Source organism: Shewanella sp. Sh95 (genome assembly GCF_001308045.1).
GTDB classification, from domain to species: Bacteria; Pseudomonadota; Gammaproteobacteria; order Enterobacterales; family Shewanellaceae; genus Shewanella; species Shewanella xiamenensis.
Genome location: NZ_LGYY01000124.1, coordinates 1 through 15,898, shown reverse-complemented (window position 1 = coordinate 15,898; position 15,898 = coordinate 1). Strand labels below are relative to the sequence as shown.

General features: G+C 48.4%; 13 protein-coding genes. 11 read left to right on the top strand and 2 right to left on the bottom strand.

Features of this window, described 5'->3' with window-relative positions; genetic code table 11:
- The first annotated feature begins 171 nt into the window (after positions 1-171).
- Both AEA42_RS09310 and AEA42_RS09305 read left to right on the top strand, forming a co-directional pair.
- On the top strand, positions 172-1,542 hold the full coding sequence (locus AEA42_RS09310; RefSeq protein ID WP_231640375.1) for a GGDEF domain-containing protein: 1,371 nt from the start codon (positions 172-174) through the stop codon (positions 1,540-1,542).
- A 103-nt stretch (positions 1,543-1,645) separates the two neighbouring features.
- Positions 1,646-2,059 (top strand): YkgJ family cysteine cluster protein, encoded by a 414-nt coding sequence (locus AEA42_RS09305; RefSeq protein WP_055647572.1) that lies wholly within the window; start codon positions 1,646-1,648, stop codon positions 2,057-2,059.
- On the opposite strand, the gene AEA42_RS09300 is transcribed toward AEA42_RS09305, so the two are convergent.
- The gene (locus AEA42_RS09300; protein ID WP_231640374.1) at positions 2,022-2,969 is read right to left on the bottom strand and encodes a transporter substrate-binding domain-containing protein; all 948 of its coding nucleotides are present in this window, start codon (positions 2,967-2,969) and stop codon (positions 2,022-2,024) included. The two genes, AEA42_RS09305 and AEA42_RS09300, sit on opposite strands and share 38 nt — an antisense overlap.
- Positions 2,970-3,033: 64 nt before the next feature.
- On the opposite strand from AEA42_RS09300, the gene AEA42_RS09295 reads away from it, so the two are divergent.
- Positions 3,034-4,350, top strand: coding sequence for a hemolysin family protein (locus AEA42_RS09295; protein ID WP_055647570.1), 1,317 nt, complete (start codon positions 3,034-3,036; stop codon positions 4,348-4,350).
- Between the two features lie 58 nt (positions 4,351-4,408).
- Here the strand turns inward: AEA42_RS09295 and ilvY are convergent, their stop codons facing one another.
- On the bottom strand, positions 4,409-5,281 hold the full coding sequence (gene ilvY, locus AEA42_RS09290; RefSeq protein WP_037423332.1) for an HTH-type transcriptional activator IlvY: 873 nt from the start codon (positions 5,279-5,281) through the stop codon (positions 4,409-4,411).
- A gap of 196 nt (positions 5,282-5,477) precedes the next feature.
- Between ilvY and ilvC the strand changes: the two genes are divergently transcribed.
- The 8 genes from ilvC to AEA42_RS09240 all read left to right on the top strand — a co-directional run bounded on the left by ilvC (position 5,478) and on the right by AEA42_RS09240 (position 15,832).
- Positions 5,478-6,956 carry a ketol-acid reductoisomerase gene (gene ilvC / locus AEA42_RS09285; RefSeq protein WP_055647569.1) on the top strand — a complete coding sequence of 493 codons (1,479 nt, stop codon included), beginning with the start codon at positions 5,478-5,480 and terminating at the stop codon, positions 6,954-6,956.
- Positions 6,957-7,544: 588 nt separating this feature from the next.
- Complete coding sequence (ilvG, locus tag AEA42_RS09275) at positions 7,545-9,218, top strand: acetolactate synthase 2 catalytic subunit (RefSeq protein WP_055647568.1); 1,674 nt, start codon at positions 7,545-7,547, stop codon at positions 9,216-9,218.
- The gene (gene ilvM / locus AEA42_RS09270; protein ID WP_037423344.1) at positions 9,215-9,475 is read left to right on the top strand and encodes an acetolactate synthase 2 small subunit; all 261 of its coding nucleotides are present in this window, start codon (positions 9,215-9,217) and stop codon (positions 9,473-9,475) included. Before ilvG ends, ilvM begins: the two co-directional genes overlap by 4 nt.
- An 80-nt stretch (positions 9,476-9,555) precedes the next feature.
- On the top strand, positions 9,556-11,415 hold the full coding sequence (gene ilvD, locus AEA42_RS09265; protein WP_055647567.1) for a dihydroxy-acid dehydratase: 1,860 nt from the start codon (positions 9,556-9,558) through the stop codon (positions 11,413-11,415).
- A gap of 1 nt (position 11,416) precedes the next feature.
- Positions 11,417-13,075: a threonine ammonia-lyase, biosynthetic gene (ilvA, locus tag AEA42_RS09260; RefSeq protein ID WP_055647566.1), complete on the top strand. Its 1,659-nt coding sequence runs from the start codon at positions 11,417-11,419 to the stop codon at positions 13,073-13,075.
- Between the two features lie 137 nt (positions 13,076-13,212).
- Positions 13,213-14,346 carry an alanine--glyoxylate aminotransferase family protein gene (locus AEA42_RS09255; protein ID WP_055647565.1) on the top strand — a complete coding sequence of 378 codons (1,134 nt, stop codon included), beginning with the start codon at positions 13,213-13,215 and terminating at the stop codon, positions 14,344-14,346.
- Positions 14,347-14,380: 34 nt separating this feature from the next.
- Positions 14,381-14,641: a hypothetical protein gene (locus tag AEA42_RS09250; RefSeq protein ID WP_231570475.1), complete on the top strand. Its 261-nt coding sequence runs from the start codon at positions 14,381-14,383 to the stop codon at positions 14,639-14,641.
- A gap of 360 nt (positions 14,642-15,001) precedes the next feature.
- Positions 15,002-15,832 (top strand): DUF2971 domain-containing protein, encoded by an 831-nt coding sequence (locus AEA42_RS09240; RefSeq protein ID WP_082389631.1) that lies wholly within the window; start codon positions 15,002-15,004, stop codon positions 15,830-15,832.
- Positions 15,833-15,898 lie beyond the last annotated feature (66 nt).

Here is a 15,898-nt window from a genome sequence, read left to right as displayed (position 1 = left end):
GCTAGTTTAAGGGCTTCTGCTTTAAATTCAGCAGTGTGAGTCTTGCGGGTCTTTTGGGTTGTCATATTCACCTCGTTAAGTCATTTTACTCACTTAGCGTGGTGTCCAAAAGTATTGGATCAGATCAAATTGATCATTATTGTCTTAGGCAATGGGCTTAAAACCTTACTGATGATTTATCTTATCCTTACGCTGGTGCGTTTATTGGTGACCAATCGTTTATCGGAATTGGAGCGGTTTGCTAACCAGATAAATCTGAATGCATTACCTAAGTTAACCGTACCCGATAGTGTGGTGAGAAATCCTGATGAAATTGGTCATGTTGCTCAATCGCTTCAGGCTATGTATCAAAGAATTCGCAACGATCTCGCGGTTAATAAACGCCAAAAGCGTGCATTGCAGCAACAGCAAAGTCAGTTAGCACGTTTAGTTGATGAGCGGACTCAAGCGCTCAATTGGCAGTCCCAAGCTAGCCAACTGTTAGCTGAAATATCATTGCAATTTTTAACAGTGGAGACCCTTAACTTAGACAACAATCTCACTGAGGTTTGCCGTAAAATCGGGCGATTATTTGATGTCGAAAGGGTAAGCCTAATAGAGTTTAGCCAACGACAGGTAAATTACCGTTGCGTTTGGTCTAGTGAATCTAATGTATCTGAAATTATTAGTATTTCTGCGGATGTTGTTACTTTGTTGGCACAAAAATTTGAGCAGGAATCGACATTAGTTATCGAGAATGTCGACTCATTGAAGCAAACATCGCCTGAAGAATACGGGTTACTTCGAGGTATTGGTATTTGCTCTATTGCCGCATTTGCCATGAAAAATGCCGATGAAATTGTCGGGTTATTATCGCTCTCAATGGTTTCTCGACCACTAAATTGGACTAAACAAAAAAAAGTGATGTTGACTCAGTTTTCCGCAGCGCTGAACGAGTTATTGCTGCGTGAAGAAAAAGAGCGACAGATGCTTAACTTACAGCAAGCACTGGTAACGGTGAATACGCAACTCAGAGTTATGGCTGAAACCGATGAATTAACTGGGCTGAGCAATCGACGCCCCTTTACACAAACACTCGACACATTACTCCATGGCAACACAGCAGTCGGTGTGTTGATGTTGGATATTGATTATTTTAAGAGTTACAACGACAACTACGGGCATATTGAAGGCGATGCTGTACTTAGGCGAGTGGCTCAGGATTTAAAAGGCTGTGAAATTTTACCACCCAATGCGCTGCTGGCGCGCATTGGTGGCGAAGAGTTTGCAGTTGTTTTACCGAAAATCACACCAATCCAATTGGAAGCCATTGCTACCCAACTGTGCAATCAAGTCGCTGCATTGAATATTCCGCACTTGGGTGCACCTACCGGTAAGATTACTCTTAGTATTGGTGGAGTGTATTTACCGCCGGATGCATTAAATGAACTCACCATTTCGAATGTATTACGCCGTGCCGATATCTGCCTTTATCGCGCTAAAGAGCGTGGTCGCAATACAGTGGTGATGGAGTCGCCTCAAACAGCGCTAGCTCATTCTTGAGCTTGTATTAGTCAAGCCTTGGTTCCGTCTGTGACCACAGATTTATTTCTATTTGGGGCCTGTTATAATTGCCGCCTTTTATTGTTTATCTGAAGGTTTTGGTGTGTCAAAACGGAGCAAAAATACGGTAAATTCGGTATCGATTTTTAATATTGATGATTTGTCCACTTGGCAAAAATACCGCAAAGGCCTGTGTGATACCTGCCATGCTACCTGCTGTACGCTCCCCGTCGAGGTTACTGTTAGTGACCTAGTTCGTATGAGCTTAGTGGATGAGTTTGAAGCCGAGGGCGATCTCAAAGCCATCGCCAAACGTCTACAAAAAGCGCGCATTATCGATAACTTCAATCATAAAACGGCGATATTTACCCTCGCCAGGATGGCCAATGATGACTGTTTATATTTAGACAGCAAAACCCGTCGTTGCACTATTTACCATCAACGCCCCGAGACTTGCCGCAATCATCCACAAATTGGTCCTAAGGCGAATCACTGCCCTTATCGCCCCCGTGAGTAAGTTGTTGAAGGTGGTGTTGGTAGAGATCTTCAAGTTGGTGGTTAGCCTGCATCTCTTGTACTTTTCTATTAAACTCTTTAGCAATCATACCTTTATATTTTGAGCGTTTCGATATCAACATACGGAACGGCTCTTTGCCCGAATTGGGTGATACCTGAGATGTGAGCGTCTTAGGGAGTTCTCCCACCTGGGCTAATGCGAGTGTTCCCGCTAAAATTTCCTTGCGTGCTAAAAAGAATTTGCATCTGCGTTTAAGCAACATTTCTGGCAAATGCTGTAGGGTACGAATTTCGCTAATAGGGGTTTCTTTACGCCAACCAAAGTTTTGATAGTTGAATCCATTAATACCGCAAACAGTCCCTAAATCTGCTAACTGATTAATATCATCGATGCGAAATGGAGTCTCGAATTCAGCTTTTAAATAAAAATAACTGGGAGTGAGGTAATAATAGGCAATAGATGGGATATAATCTGTCGCCCTTTGTCGATTGAGCGATGCGCTCATCGCGGCATCTATGCTGCCATTCTGGACGTCTTTTAAGCAACGAATCCAGGGCAACGCCAGCACTTCGTACGCAATTCCAATAGGTTTAAAGGTGCGTTCTAGCAGGTCAATATCATAGCCGCTAAGCGTGGAAGTCTTAATGCCATTCTGCCGAATAAAGTAATTAAATGGTGGATATTCAGTCTCTTCGACACAAAAGCGTAACTTAAATGAGGAAAGCTCTTCAGCGCCGTGGGCGATAGGCGAGAGCAGAATCACGCATACAAAGACAATTAGCGGATATAATAAACGCATCATACTTTTTAGGCGAAGAGACGATTTTTTAAGTGTAGCAAAGGCTTTCTTGGCAGCACTGGGTTCTTTTATCGTCTGTTCCTCGACCCATTCTTTAGGTACAAATTTCAACTGACTCGCGAAAATCACTGCGCGGGTTGGTGTAGTAAGTCTAGTGTGAAACAAAAGGTGTTACATGAATTTCTTTGATAACGTGATGATAATATTGGGCTTAATCGCCGCAAGTTGTTTCTTTTCTATGTCAGAAATCTCCTTGGCTGCATCACGCAAAATCCGTTTACGTCAGCTAGCCGAAGAGGGGGACAGCCGTGCCGAAAAAGTGCTGCAACTCCAAGCTCAGCCCGGTAGTTTTTTTACTGTGGTGCAAATTGGCTTAAACGCCGTCGCCATCATGGGCGGTATTGTCGGTGAGTCGGCGTTTCGTCCGTATTTTTACCAGTTTTTAAGTGCGTGGATGAGCGACCCTTGGTTAGGCCAAGTGAGCTTCTTACTGTCTTTCGTCGTGGTGACCAGCGCCTTTATTCTGGTTGCGGATCTCATGCCCAAACGTATCGCGATGGCGATGCCAGAGCCTGTTGCCTTAGTGGTGGTTGGCCCTATGAGTTTCTGTATCGCGATCCTTCGTCCATTGGTGTGGTTTTTCAATGGCATGGCAAGCGCCATCTTCAAGTTACTGCAAATCCCAACCGTGCGTAACGATGAAATTACCCCAGACGATATTTATGCTGTCATGAACGCGGGGGCAGAAGCTGGGGTGCTCGACAAGGGCGAGCAGCAAATGATGGAAAATGTGTTTGAAATGCAGACCGTTTCAGTCACTTCTGCCATGACAGCTCGAGAGAGCTTAGTGTATTTTCTGTTGCAAGACAGCGAGGAGGATATCAAGCGTAAGATTGCCGAAGATCCCCATACTAAGTTTTTGGTCTGCGACGGCCAATTGGATATGGTCAAAGGTTTTGTGGATGCGAAGGAACTGCTGATCCGTGTGATCAACGGTGAAAAAATTACCTTAAAAGACAACAGTCTTGTGCACACCTCGCTGATTATCCCTGACACCTTAAGTTTGTCCGAGGCGATGGAATACTTCAAAAATAGCCGCGCCGATTTCGCGGTGGTGATGAACGAATATGCCCTCGTTGTCGGGATTGTCACCACTAACGATCTGCAACGCGCTGTGATGGGCGCTTGGTCGTTGCATGAGAGCGAAGAGCAAATTATTGCCCGTGATGGCAACTCTTGGTTAGTAGATGGGGTGACGCCGATTACCGACGTGATGCGTGCCTTCGATATTGAAGAGTTCCCCCATAGCCAAAACTACGAAACCATTGCCGGCTTTATGATGTACATGCTGCGCAAGATCCCCAAGCGCACCGACTTTGTTAACTATGCCGGTTATAAGTTTGAAGTGGTTGATATCGACGCCTACAAGGTCGACCAGCTGTTGGTGACGCGTATTGAAGCCAACGATAAATTACAGTCGCCAGATACCTAATCTTATCAACACCATAAAAAACGGGACTCAGTCCCGTTTTTTTATATCGCCACTAAATTTAAATCGCCTCTAAAAAGGCATTCACTATCGGGTCGTCCAAGCGTTTGACCTTACAGCAGCAGCCCAGCTCAAAGGGGGCAATTTTGACAGGCGAAGGTAACAACTGAATACGATCCCGCACTGGACTGTTATTGATTACCACCTCAGGGCTAATGCTCACACCGCAACCAAGTGCCACCATAGATGCTATGGCTTCCTGTCCCGACACTTGGGCATAAATATTCGGACTAATCCCCATCTGTTTGAACCAATTATCGGCTCGTCGTCGCCCTGGTCCATGGTCAGGAATGATAAAAGGCACTCGTGACCAGTCTATCTGAGCTTGGTTAATCTGTTGCTGCACCGCACAGCGCATAGTGGGAGCGATTAATGAAAGCGGCACATCATCAATCTTGGCAAAATGCAGTGTGGCAGGAAAAGGATCCGGCAGCGCGGCAATAGCAATATCGGCACGATTTTGTTGTACCTCGGCCAGTGCATTAGCCGCATCTCCCGTGGTAAGCGCAATTTCGACAAAGGGATGCTCTTGGCGAAAACGCTCCAATAATTGCGGCAAATGGCTATAGGCTGCGGTGACTGAGCAATAGAGATTTAAGGTGCCGCGCAGTACGTCCTGCTTAAGATCAATACTATGCCGCAGGTCGCGCCAATGGTGCAGCGTCTGCTCTGCGAACAATTTAAACTCACGTCCCGCATGGGTTAAGGTCACGCTGCGGTTATCCCGCTCAAACAGCTTTGCGTTCACTTCATCTTCGAGCCGCTGCAATGCGCGGCTTAAGGTCGAGGGACTGACATGCATCTGCTCCGCCGTCTTGGCGAAGTGCAAACTGTCACATAAGTGTAGGTACAATTTGAGGGTGCGTATGTCCATAACCTCGTCCTATTGGCCGCTTATCTGGGGTATTGAAACTGAAAATGATATTGCAAAAAACGCAATATGAGGTTTCGAATATATCATTTTAAGCAACGATAGCCATAGGTTATAGTGATTTCAATCACAACCAATCGTTAACAATAGGTTGATATTGGTTGAGTCCCCAATTCCCGACTGAAAGGTGGTATCTCAGATGGCTAACTATTTTAACTCTCTGAATTTGCGTCAACAATTAGCACAACTTGGCCAGTGCCGTTTTATGGACCGCTCCGAGTTTAGTGATGGCTGCAATTACATCAAAGATTGGAATATTGTAATTTTAGGCTGTGGTGCTCAGGGCCTTAACCAAGGTCTGAATATGCGTGACTCTGGGCTGAATATCGCTTACGCCCTGCGCCCTGAAGCTATTGCCCAAAAACGAGCCTCATGGCAAAAAGCTACAGACAACGGCTTTAAAGTCGGCACCTTTGAAGAGCTAATCCCGACCGCCGATTTAGTGCTGAACCTAACACCCGATAAGCAGCATTCCAATGTAGTGAGCGCAGTGATGCCGCTGATGAAGCAAGGCGCGACTCTATCTTACTCCCATGGTTTCAATATCGTTGAAGAAGGCATGCAGATCCGCCCCGATATTACAGTGATCATGGTTGCGCCTAAGTGCCCAGGCACCGAAGTGCGTGAAGAATACAAACGCGGTTTTGGTGTGCCGACCTTGATTGCAGTGCACCCCGAAAACGACCCAAACGGTGATGGTTTAGACATTGCGAAAGCCTATGCGAGCGCCACAGGCGGCGACCGTGCTGGCGTGTTGCAATCTTCCTTTATCGCTGAAGTAAAATCGGATCTGATGGGTGAGCAAACGATCCTCTGCGGTATGTTGCAGACGGGTGCCATCCTAGGTTATGAAAAAATGGTGGCCGATGGTGTTGAGCCTGGCTATGCCGCTAAGTTAATCCAACAAGGTTGGGAAACCGTGACCGAGGCGCTTAAGCACGGCGGTATCACCAACATGATGGACAGACTGTCTAACCCTGCCAAGATTAAAGCGTTTGAAATTGCAGAAGATTTAAAAGAAATCCTGCAACCATTATTTGAAAAGCACATGGATGACATCATCAGCGGTGAGTTCTCTCGCACTATGATGCAAGACTGGGCTAACGATGATGCGAACCTGCTGCGTTGGCGCGCAGAAACCGCCGAAACGGGCTTCGAAAATGCGCCTGTTTCGAGCGAGCATATCGACGAGCAAACCTATTTCGACAAAGGTATTTTTCTGGTTGCAATGATCAAAGCCGGTGTCGAATTAGCCTTCGATACTATGGTGTCGGCGGGTATTGTTGAAGAGTCCGCCTATTACGAATCACTGCACGAAACGCCGTTGATCGCTAACACCATCGCCCGTAAACGTCTGTACGAGATGAACGTGGTGATCTCGGATACCGCAGAATACGGTTGTTATCTGTTCAACCATGCTGCCGTGCCTATGCTGCGTGACTATGTCAATGCCATGTCGCCAGAGTATTTAGGTGCGGGTCTGAAGGACAGTTCTAACAACGTCGATAATCTGCAGTTAATCGCCATCAATGATGCGATTCGCCACACCTCAGTTGAGTATATCGGTGCGGAACTTCGTGGTTATATGACTGATATGAAAAGTATTGTTGGAGCTTAATTGATAAAGGCCGAGCCCCTAAGGATGTGGGGCTCGGCGACGCAAATTTATTCCTGCTTCGTAGGTTGTCGAGCGGGCAAAACTGACATGGGTTAGTTGGCGATAAGGTTCACTAACGCGCGTTTGTTAACGTTTCACTTTGTTGTTTTGCATTGTCTCGGCAGGGAAGCTGAATTTTTTTGACGTAAGAAAATTTTTATTGTGTTTGGCTGTCGCTTTATGGTAAAGCTAATAACTCGCGGCGGGGCAAGGTCCCAAGGCAAGCATCGCTCAGGCTTAAAAGTGAGTAGCGATAAGAATTTCAGCGATACACATACAGAACACCGATTAGGAACCCATATTGATGTTTAACCAAGCTGCCAAGCTCATTCTCGTGATTATTACCGTAGTGATTATTAAATCACAGCGGGGGCGGCGCATGGCAAACTGGTAGACCTAAAAGGTTAAAAGTTTCGAAAGAACCCCCCGCTCCGAAAGGACCGGGGGGTTCTTCGTTTTCAGGCCCTAGGTTTTGGAAATGAGGTTTCGAAATAGCACAAATTACGAGTCGATTTTCGGCATTTCAGGATTAAGGTAGCGAGAGAAAGTATGGAACCAGGGCAGATGATTAGAGGCGCAGACGCAGTCATAAAAGTGTTGGCAGCACATGGTGTTACCACAGTATTTGGTTACCCTGGTGGTGCCATTATGCCAATCTACGATGCCCTCTATGGAAGCCCTGTCGAACATCTCTTAAGCCGCCACGAACAAGGCGCAGCCTTTGCCGCCGTAGGTTACGCCAGAGCCAGTGGTAAAACTGGCGTGTGCTTTGCCACCTCTGGTCCAGGTGCGACCAACCTAATCACTTCGCTTGCCGATGCGCTATTGGATTCTGTGCCTGTGGTGGCGATTACGGGTCAGGTCTCAACTGCTGTGATTGGCACAGATGCGTTTCAAGAGATTGATGTGTTGGGGATGTCGCTAAGCTGTACCAAGCACAGTTTTATGGTGACGGATGTCAACGATCTTATCCCAACCTTGTACCAAGCTTTTGAAATCGCAGCATCGGGTCGCCCCGGCCCAGTGCTAGTGGATATTCCCAAGGATATCCAAATCGCTCACCTTGAATACCGTACACCGTTATTGGCCGTGACCAATGAACCCCAAGCTGATATGAGCGATATCGACGCTGCCCGTGCGCTGTTGGCGCAAGCAAAGCAACCTATGCTGTACGTGGGCGGCGGTGTGGGTATGGCGGGCGCGGTCGATCAGTTGCGGGATTTTATAAAAGCCACGGGTATGCCATCGGTCGCCACGTTAAAGGGCTTGGGCAGCATCGCCCATGGTACGCCCGGTTATTTAGGCATGTTAGGTATGCACGGCGGAAAGGCGGCCAACCTCGCGGTGCAGGATTGTGATTTATTAGTGGTTGCCGGTGCGCGCTTTGATGACCGAGTAACAGGCCGTTTAGCGACTTTTGCCAACAAGGCCAAAGTCATTCATTTAGATATCGACGCCGCCGAGCTGGGTAAATTACGCCAGCCGGATGTGGCTATCGCCGGGGATTTACGCCAGATTTTCCCCGCCCTTGCTATGTCGCTGGATATCACTCCTTGGCTGACTGAAGTGGAACATCTTGCCCGTAAACATCAATGGGATTATCAACATCCCGGCAGCTTAATCTATGCCCCTGCTATGCTGCGCCGTTTAGCCAATAAACTGCCCGAAGACAGCGTAGTGTGCTGCGATGTGGGCCAGCATCAAATGTGGGTTGCCCAGCATATGTGGTTCCGTCGCCCTGAAGATCATTTATCTAGCGCAGGTTTAGGCACTATGGGCTTTGGTTTACCCGCTGCTATCGGTGCCCAAGTCGCCCGCCCCGATGCAACTGTGGTCACTGTGTCTGGCGATGGCTCTTTTATGATGAACGTGCAGGAACTGACCACCATCAAGCGCCGCAAATTACCGGTGAAGATCCTACTGATCGACAACCAAAAACTGGGGATGGTGAAGCAGTGGCAGCAGCTATTTTTTGAAGAACGCTACAGCGAAACCGATTTATCTGACAATCCTGATTTTGTGTTATTGGCCTCAGCATTTGATATTCCTGGCCGCACGATTTTCTCTTCCGACGAGGTGGAAGAGGCCTTAACCGAGATGTTAGCGGCTAAGGGCCCGTATTTGTTACACGTTGCAATTGACGATGCTTTTAACGTTTGGCCACTGGTGCCCCCCGGCGCATCAAACAGCGATATGATGGACGAAATGGAGAAACAAACATGATCCACTCACTAGAATTAACGGTTCAACAACGCCCCGAAGTGCTTGAGCGTGTTTTGCGCGTGACTCGCCATCGTGGTTTTACTGTCACCCAAATGCAGATGCGGATGAACGACGATGCGAGTCTGTCACTGGATATGGAAGTAGATAGCGAGCGCGCCATTGAGCTGCTCAGCAATCAATTGAATAAATTGATTGATGTCACTCAATGCAAGGTCTTGTTACCGCTAAACTTGCAGCAACAAAAAGTACACGCATAAGCATCCAGTGGCTGCGGGCATTAGCTCTGTAGCAAGGCCCTAAGGGCACGATTTTCGATTTGAGATAAGGGATAGAGTCAATGCCAAAGTTACGTTCAGCAACCAGTACCGAAGGCCGCAATATGGCGGGTGCCCGTGCGCTATGGCGCGCCACAGGGGTGAAAGACAATGATTTTGGTAAGCCGATTATTGCGATTGCCAACTCCTTTACTCAGTTTGTTCCCGGCCATGTGCATTTAAAAGATATGGGTTCTCTGGTGGCGGGCGCCATCGAAGAAGCGGGCGGTATTGCGAAAGAATTCAATACCATCGCCGTCGATGATGGTATCGCCATGGGGCACGGTGGCATGCTCTACAGTCTGCCTTCGCGGGAGCTTATCGCCGATAGTGTGGAATATATGGTCAACGCCCACTGCGCCGATGCCTTGGTCTGCATCTCTAACTGCGACAAAATCACCCCCGGTATGTTGATGGCGGCGCTGCGCCTCAATATTCCCGTGGTATTTGTTTCGGGCGGGCCGATGGAAGCAGGTAAAACCAAACTGTCTGACAAGCTTATCAAGCTCGATTTAGTCGATGCCATGGTGGCGGCGGCCGACTCGAGTGTGAGCGATGAAGATAGCGCCAAAATTGAACGCAGTGCTTGCCCTACATGTGGTTCCTGTTCGGGCATGTTTACCGCTAACTCGATGAACTGTTTAACCGAAGCTTTAGGTCTGTCGCTACCGGGCAACGGCTCCATGCTCGCGACCCACGCCGACCGCCGCGAACTGTTTTTAGAAGCAGGCCGCCGCGTAATGGCGCTGACCAAACGTTACTACGAACAAGATGATGTCTCGGCACTGCCGCGCAACATTGCCAGCTTTAAAGCTTTTGAGAATGCGATGGCGCTGGATATTGCCATGGGCGGTTCGTCTAATACTGTGTTGCACTTATTGGCTGCGGCGCAGGAGGCGGATGTGGCATTCACTATGGACGATATCGACCGTATGTCGCGCCAAGTGCCGCATCTGTGCAAGGTGGCGCCGTCGACCGCTAAATACCATATGGAAGATGTGCACCGCGCCGGTGGTGTGATGGGCATCTTAGGCGAGTTAGACCGTGCCGGACTGCTGCATACCGATGTGCCACACGTTGCCGCCGATGCGGGGGGCAATCTCAAGTCGGTACTCGCCAAGTACGATGTGATGCAAACCCAAGATGACAACGTAAAACAATTCTTTATGGCGGGGCCTGCGGGCATTCCCACCACTAAAGCCTTTAGCCAAGACTGCCGCTGGCCATCGCTGGACGATGATAGGCGTGAAGGTTGTATCCGTAGCCGCGAATTTGCCTTCAGCCAAGAGGGTGGTCTGGCCGTGTTATCGGGTAATCTGGCCGATAATGGCTGTATCGTTAAAACGGCGGGTGTGGATGAGTCTAACCTGACCTTTATCGGCAGCGCTCGGGTGTACGAAAGCCAAGACGATGCAGTCGCTGGCATTTTAGGTGGCGAAGTGGTGGCGGGTGATGTAGTGGTGATTCGTTACGAAGGACCAAAAGGCGGCCCTGGCATGCAAGAAATGTTGTACCCCACCAGTTACTTAAAATCCCGCGGCTTAGGCAAGGCCTGCGCGTTGATCACCGACGGCCGCTTCTCTGGTGGAACCTCTGGTTTATCTATCGGCCATGTGTCGCCTGAGGCTGCTGCGGGCGGCACGATTGCCTTGATTGAAAACGGCGATCGCATCGAAATCGATATTCCTAAGCGCAGTATCAAGCTTGCGGTGAGTGATGCCGAGTTAGCGGCGCGCCGTGAAACCATGCTTGCTCGTGGTCCAATGGCGTGGAAACCGCTTTCGCGTCAGCGTTATGTGTCTATGGCGCTTAAAGCCTACGCCATGCTTGCCACCAGTGCCGATAAGGGCGCGGTGCGCGATCGCAGTAAGTTGGAGGACTGATATGTTATCTCTCGCATCGTCGCAAACGGAGCAGGCTGAGACGCAGGCCTCTCAAGTTCAGCCCGATAAGGCGCAATCGGTCACTTCTGCCTTAGAAAAGAGTCAGCTTGCGCAAAGCTACCTGCAAAAAATCCTGCTGTCGTCGGTTTATGATGTTGCGAAAGTGACACCACTCTCGAGTCTCAATAAACTCTCGGCGCGTTTAGGCTGCCAAGTGTTTTTAAAGCGCGAAGATATGCAACCAGTGCATTCCTTCAAGCTGCGCGGCGCCTATAACCGCATCGCCCAGTTGAGCCAAGCCGAATGCCAACGCGGCGTGGTGTGCGCCTCGGCGGGTAACCACGCCCAAGGCGTGGCCATGTCGGCGGCCAGTCGTGGTGTGGATGCAGTGATTGTGATGCCCGAAACTACGCCGGATATTAAAGTCGATGCTGTGCGCCGTTTAGGTGGCAACGTGGTATTGCACGGCCAAGCCTTCGATCAAGCCAATGGCTTTGCGATGGCGCTGGCCAAAGAAGAGGGCCGAGTCTATATCGCGCCCTTTGATGATGAAGCCGTTATCGCAGGCCAAGGCACTATCGCCCAAGAAATGCTGCAACAGCAGCGCGACCTTGAAGTGGTATTTGTGCCCGTGGGCGGCGGCGGTTTAATTGCTGGGATTGCTGCCTATTACAAGGCGGTGATGCCACAGGTCAAAATTGTTGGCGTTGAGCCTGAAGATGCGGCCTGCTTAAAGGCGGCGATGGAAGCGGGCGAGCCGGTGACGCTGGCGCAAGTCGGTTTATTTGCCGATGGTGTGGCGGTTAAACGTATCGGCACCGAGCCATTTCGCTTAGCTAAGTGGTTTGTGGATGAAGTGGTGACGGTCACGTCCGACGAAATCTGCGCAGCAGTGAAAGATATTTTTGAGGATACCCGCGCCATTGCCGAACCTGCGGGTGCCTTATCCCTTGCTGGGCTTAAAAAATATGTCAGCACCAATGCCTCAGGCGAGAGTGGTAAGGGTGAAAAAGTCGCGGCGATTTTAAGTGGCGCGAATGTGAACTTCCACAGCCTGCGGTATGTGTCGGAGCGCTGCGAGCTGGGTGAGCAAAAAGAAGCGGTGCTGGCGGTTAAAGTGCCCGAGCGTCCCGGTAGCTTCCTGCGTTTTTGTGAGCTGCTCGAAAAGCGGGTGATGACCGAATTTAACTACCGTTTTAGCAGCCGCGATATGGCGGTGGTGTTTGCGGGTATTCGCCTAACCAAAGGTCAGGGTGAGCTAGAACAAATTATCAATACCTTAGAAGACCATGGCTTTGAAGTGCAGGACTTATCCGGTGACGAAACCGCGAAATTGCATGTGCGTTATATGGTCGGTGGTCATCCGCCAGAGCCATTAGAGGAGCGCCTATTTAGCTTCGAGTTTCCCGAGCATCCCGGTGCGCTGCTGAAGTTTTTAACCACCTTGCAGAGCAAGTGGAATATCAGTTTATTCCATTACCGTAATCACGGCGCAGCCTTTGGCCGAGTGCTGGCGGGGTTTGAAGTGCCCGAGGGTGATGCCTTGCCGTTTCAGCAGTTTTTAACTGAGCTGGGATTTGTCTATCAAGAAGAGACCCAAAGTCCTGCTTATCAGCTGTTTTTGAATGCCGGAAAAGGAAAAAACAACCTGCCTTTGTAATCACTTAGCGTTAGGTTACAACTTAGGCTAAAGGAGGGGCGCACAGGTGCCCCTTTTTGTGGTAATTTGGTTTAACAAATCAAGAGTGAATGCTCTAATAATAGTTAGACCTCGACCCTACGCATTAAGGAGACATGATGTTACCTGCACCGCATTTTTCTGCCTTTAATCCCCCTCGCCGCATTTTGATGGGCCCAGGTCCATCGGATGTTTATCCTGAAGTGTTAGCCGCACAGGCAAGACCGACCGTCGGCCACCTCGACCCATTGTTTGTCGCTATGATGGATGAGCTTAAAAGCCTGATCCAATATGCGTTTCAAACCAAAAATGAAATGACCATGGCGGTGTCGGCACCCGGCAGTGCGGGCATGGAAACCTGCTTTGTGAACCTAGTCGAACCCGGCGAAAAGGTGATTGTGTGCCGCAACGGTGTGTTTGGTGAGCGTATGCGCCAAAACGTCGAGCGCGTTGGTGCGATTGCGGTGCTGGTGGATAATGAATGGGGCACGCCAGTCGACCCTGCAGCCGTTGAAGCGGCGCTTAAGGCCAACCCCGATGCTAAGTTCCTCGCTTTTGTGCACGCCGAAACCTCAACAGGCGCATTGAGTGATGCTAAAACCCTGTGCGCGCTGGCAAAACAATACGGCTGTTTATCGATTGTTGATGCGGTGACTTCCCTTGGCGGCGTCGAGTTAAAAGTCGATGAATGGGGCATCGATGCCATTTATTCTGGCAGCCAAAAGTGCCTTTCCTGTGTACCGGGTTTATCGCCCGTGTCCTTCTCACCCGCTGCGGTCGAAAAACTGAAGAATCGCAAAACCCCAGTGCAAAGCTGGTTCCTCGATCAAAGTCTGGTGATGGCCTATTGGACCAGCGCTGGCGGTAAGCGTAGCTATCACCATACCGCGCCTGTTAATGCGCTTTATGCCCTGCACGAATCGCTGCGTTTATTGGCCGAAGAAGGTTTAGAGCAGGCATGGCAACGCCACAAAGACATGCATTTAGTGCTGCGCGCAGGGCTTGAAAAACTCGGCCTGAAATTTGTGGTTGCCGAAGATTCGCGCTTGCCACAACTCAATGCCATTTATATCCCCGAAGGTGTTGACGATGCCGCTGTCCGTGCGCGTCTCCTTAAGGATTACAACCTTGAAATAGGTGCTGGTCTTGGTGCACTTGCAGGTAAAGCTTGGCGCATCGGTTTAATGGGCTTTGGTGCCCGTCGTGAGAATGTCGCGCTCTGTTTGCGCGCCCTAGAAGAGGTGCTGAACTAATATGTCTGTTTCGCGTATAAGGATGTTACGCAGAGTGAGTTTGCGCTTAGTTAGCTCACGTTTATTGATTGGCGGTTTGATTCTGATCTTAAGTGGTTGTGCCTCCAGCAATATGAGCAATGCCAGTTGTGATTTTGTGCGAGGTACAGCAGGTAATCAGAGTCAACGCGAGGCCAGCGGTGATGATAGCAATGCCCGGCAGATGGATGTGGGCATCGGGATTTTAACTGCAATCTTCGGCAGTATTAGTCGAGCACTTTCTTCCGATGATAAATCGGATGGAAAGTGTTTGTAACTTAGTTAGTTTTAGCTGTCTTTGATAGTTTAGAAATCCCCGTAATGCGGGGATTTTTTATAGAGACAGTACCGTTCTTTAGTGCGGGGGTATATTGATTAAGCACTGCCATTTCAGTGACACGCCGTGAATATGTCCCTATAGGCTCGACGGCGGCATCCATGCCGCCAACGGTCACTTCCATGACGGTGCTTAATCCGGTTAAGCCCGTGGTATATCAGGTAGCCTTTTGTGAAGGCGTCAATAAATCTTAGAGCTCACGTTGCGGGAATGTTTTGGTTACATTGAATATGATATATGTTTAATATTTAATAATCATCTTTTCAAATACATAAATAGATTTTTTTCTTACGGGAATATATGAAAAAAATATACAAATATATGCCTTATCGGCGAGAGTTTTTTTCAAACTTTTGTCTACGAGCGAGTCAGCGAGGTGTTCTAAATGATCCATTTGAACTAAGCCCTGCTCAAGATTTAATTGATAAGGTACTTCGTGATGGATTGGGGAAAGACTTTTTTGAACAAGCGGAACAGTTTTCATCAGATGCTAATTTTAACGAGGTTGGTGTAATTTCATTTACTGAAAATTACAATAACCTACTAATGTGGTCACATTATGCTAATGAGCATAAAGGCATTGTTATTGAATTTGATTATGAAAAGTTGGGATATTATTTTAACTATAAGCTATCAATGTCAGACACTATTGAACGAGTTCTATATAATCGAGAACGTTATTCACCACTGGAGAAAGGTGTTTGTGTAAAGGATTTATTGCTGACAAAAAGTGATGACTGGATTTATGAAAAGGAGCACCGAATTTTACCTAAATTGCGAGATGCGGACTCTGTTCGGGTAGATAGGGTCTTGTTTGAGCAGCTTCATGATTTTTATGATAATCTATATATTCAATTATTCAGAGTTATTTCAGAAAATGACAAATTTATAACATTTCAGGTTAATCTAGATGAGTATGAACGCTTTGACAACCAAGAGCGTGACGGAAACTCAACTGATGATAATGAAGAGATGAAGTTTAGTCCCAGTGAAACAATTCTTAATGAAATATATGGCTCCTTAGCGGTAATGCCTTCCTCTGTCTTTTTATTTCAATTGCCTGTTGATTGTATCCGTCATTCCGCACCTAATTTTCGATTTAAAAAACTTGACGGCGATCGGTCATTCTGATCTATTACTCTCTTTTGCAGGTAATTCATCATGGCCGCTCCCGCTATCTCTATCCGTAACCTCGAC

Excerpts from the sequence above, each read along its gene's own strand:
- AEA42_RS09310 (WP_231640375.1), top strand. The coding sequence starts at position 172 with ATGATTTATCTTATCCTTACGCTGGTGCGTTTATTGGTGACCAATCGT.
- AEA42_RS09295 (WP_055647570.1), top strand. The coding sequence starts at position 3,034 with ATGAATTTCTTTGATAACGTGATGATAATATTGGGCTTAATCGCCGCA.
- ilvY (WP_037423332.1), bottom strand. The coding sequence starts at position 5,281 with ATGGACATACGCACCCTCAAATTGTACCTACACTTATGTGACAGTTTG.
- ilvC (WP_055647569.1), top strand. The coding sequence starts at position 5,478 with ATGGCTAACTATTTTAACTCTCTGAATTTGCGTCAACAATTAGCACAA.
- ilvG (WP_055647568.1), top strand. The coding sequence starts at position 7,545 with ATGGAACCAGGGCAGATGATTAGAGGCGCAGACGCAGTCATAAAAGTG.
- ilvM (WP_037423344.1), top strand. The coding sequence starts at position 9,215 with ATGATCCACTCACTAGAATTAACGGTTCAACAACGCCCCGAAGTGCTT.
- ilvD (WP_055647567.1), top strand. The coding sequence starts at position 9,556 with ATGCCAAAGTTACGTTCAGCAACCAGTACCGAAGGCCGCAATATGGCG.
- ilvA (WP_055647566.1), top strand. The coding sequence starts at position 11,417 with ATGTTATCTCTCGCATCGTCGCAAACGGAGCAGGCTGAGACGCAGGCC.
- AEA42_RS09255 (WP_055647565.1), top strand. The coding sequence starts at position 13,213 with ATGTTACCTGCACCGCATTTTTCTGCCTTTAATCCCCCTCGCCGCATT.
- AEA42_RS09240 (WP_082389631.1), top strand. The coding sequence starts at position 15,002 with ATGAAAAAAATATACAAATATATGCCTTATCGGCGAGAGTTTTTTTCA.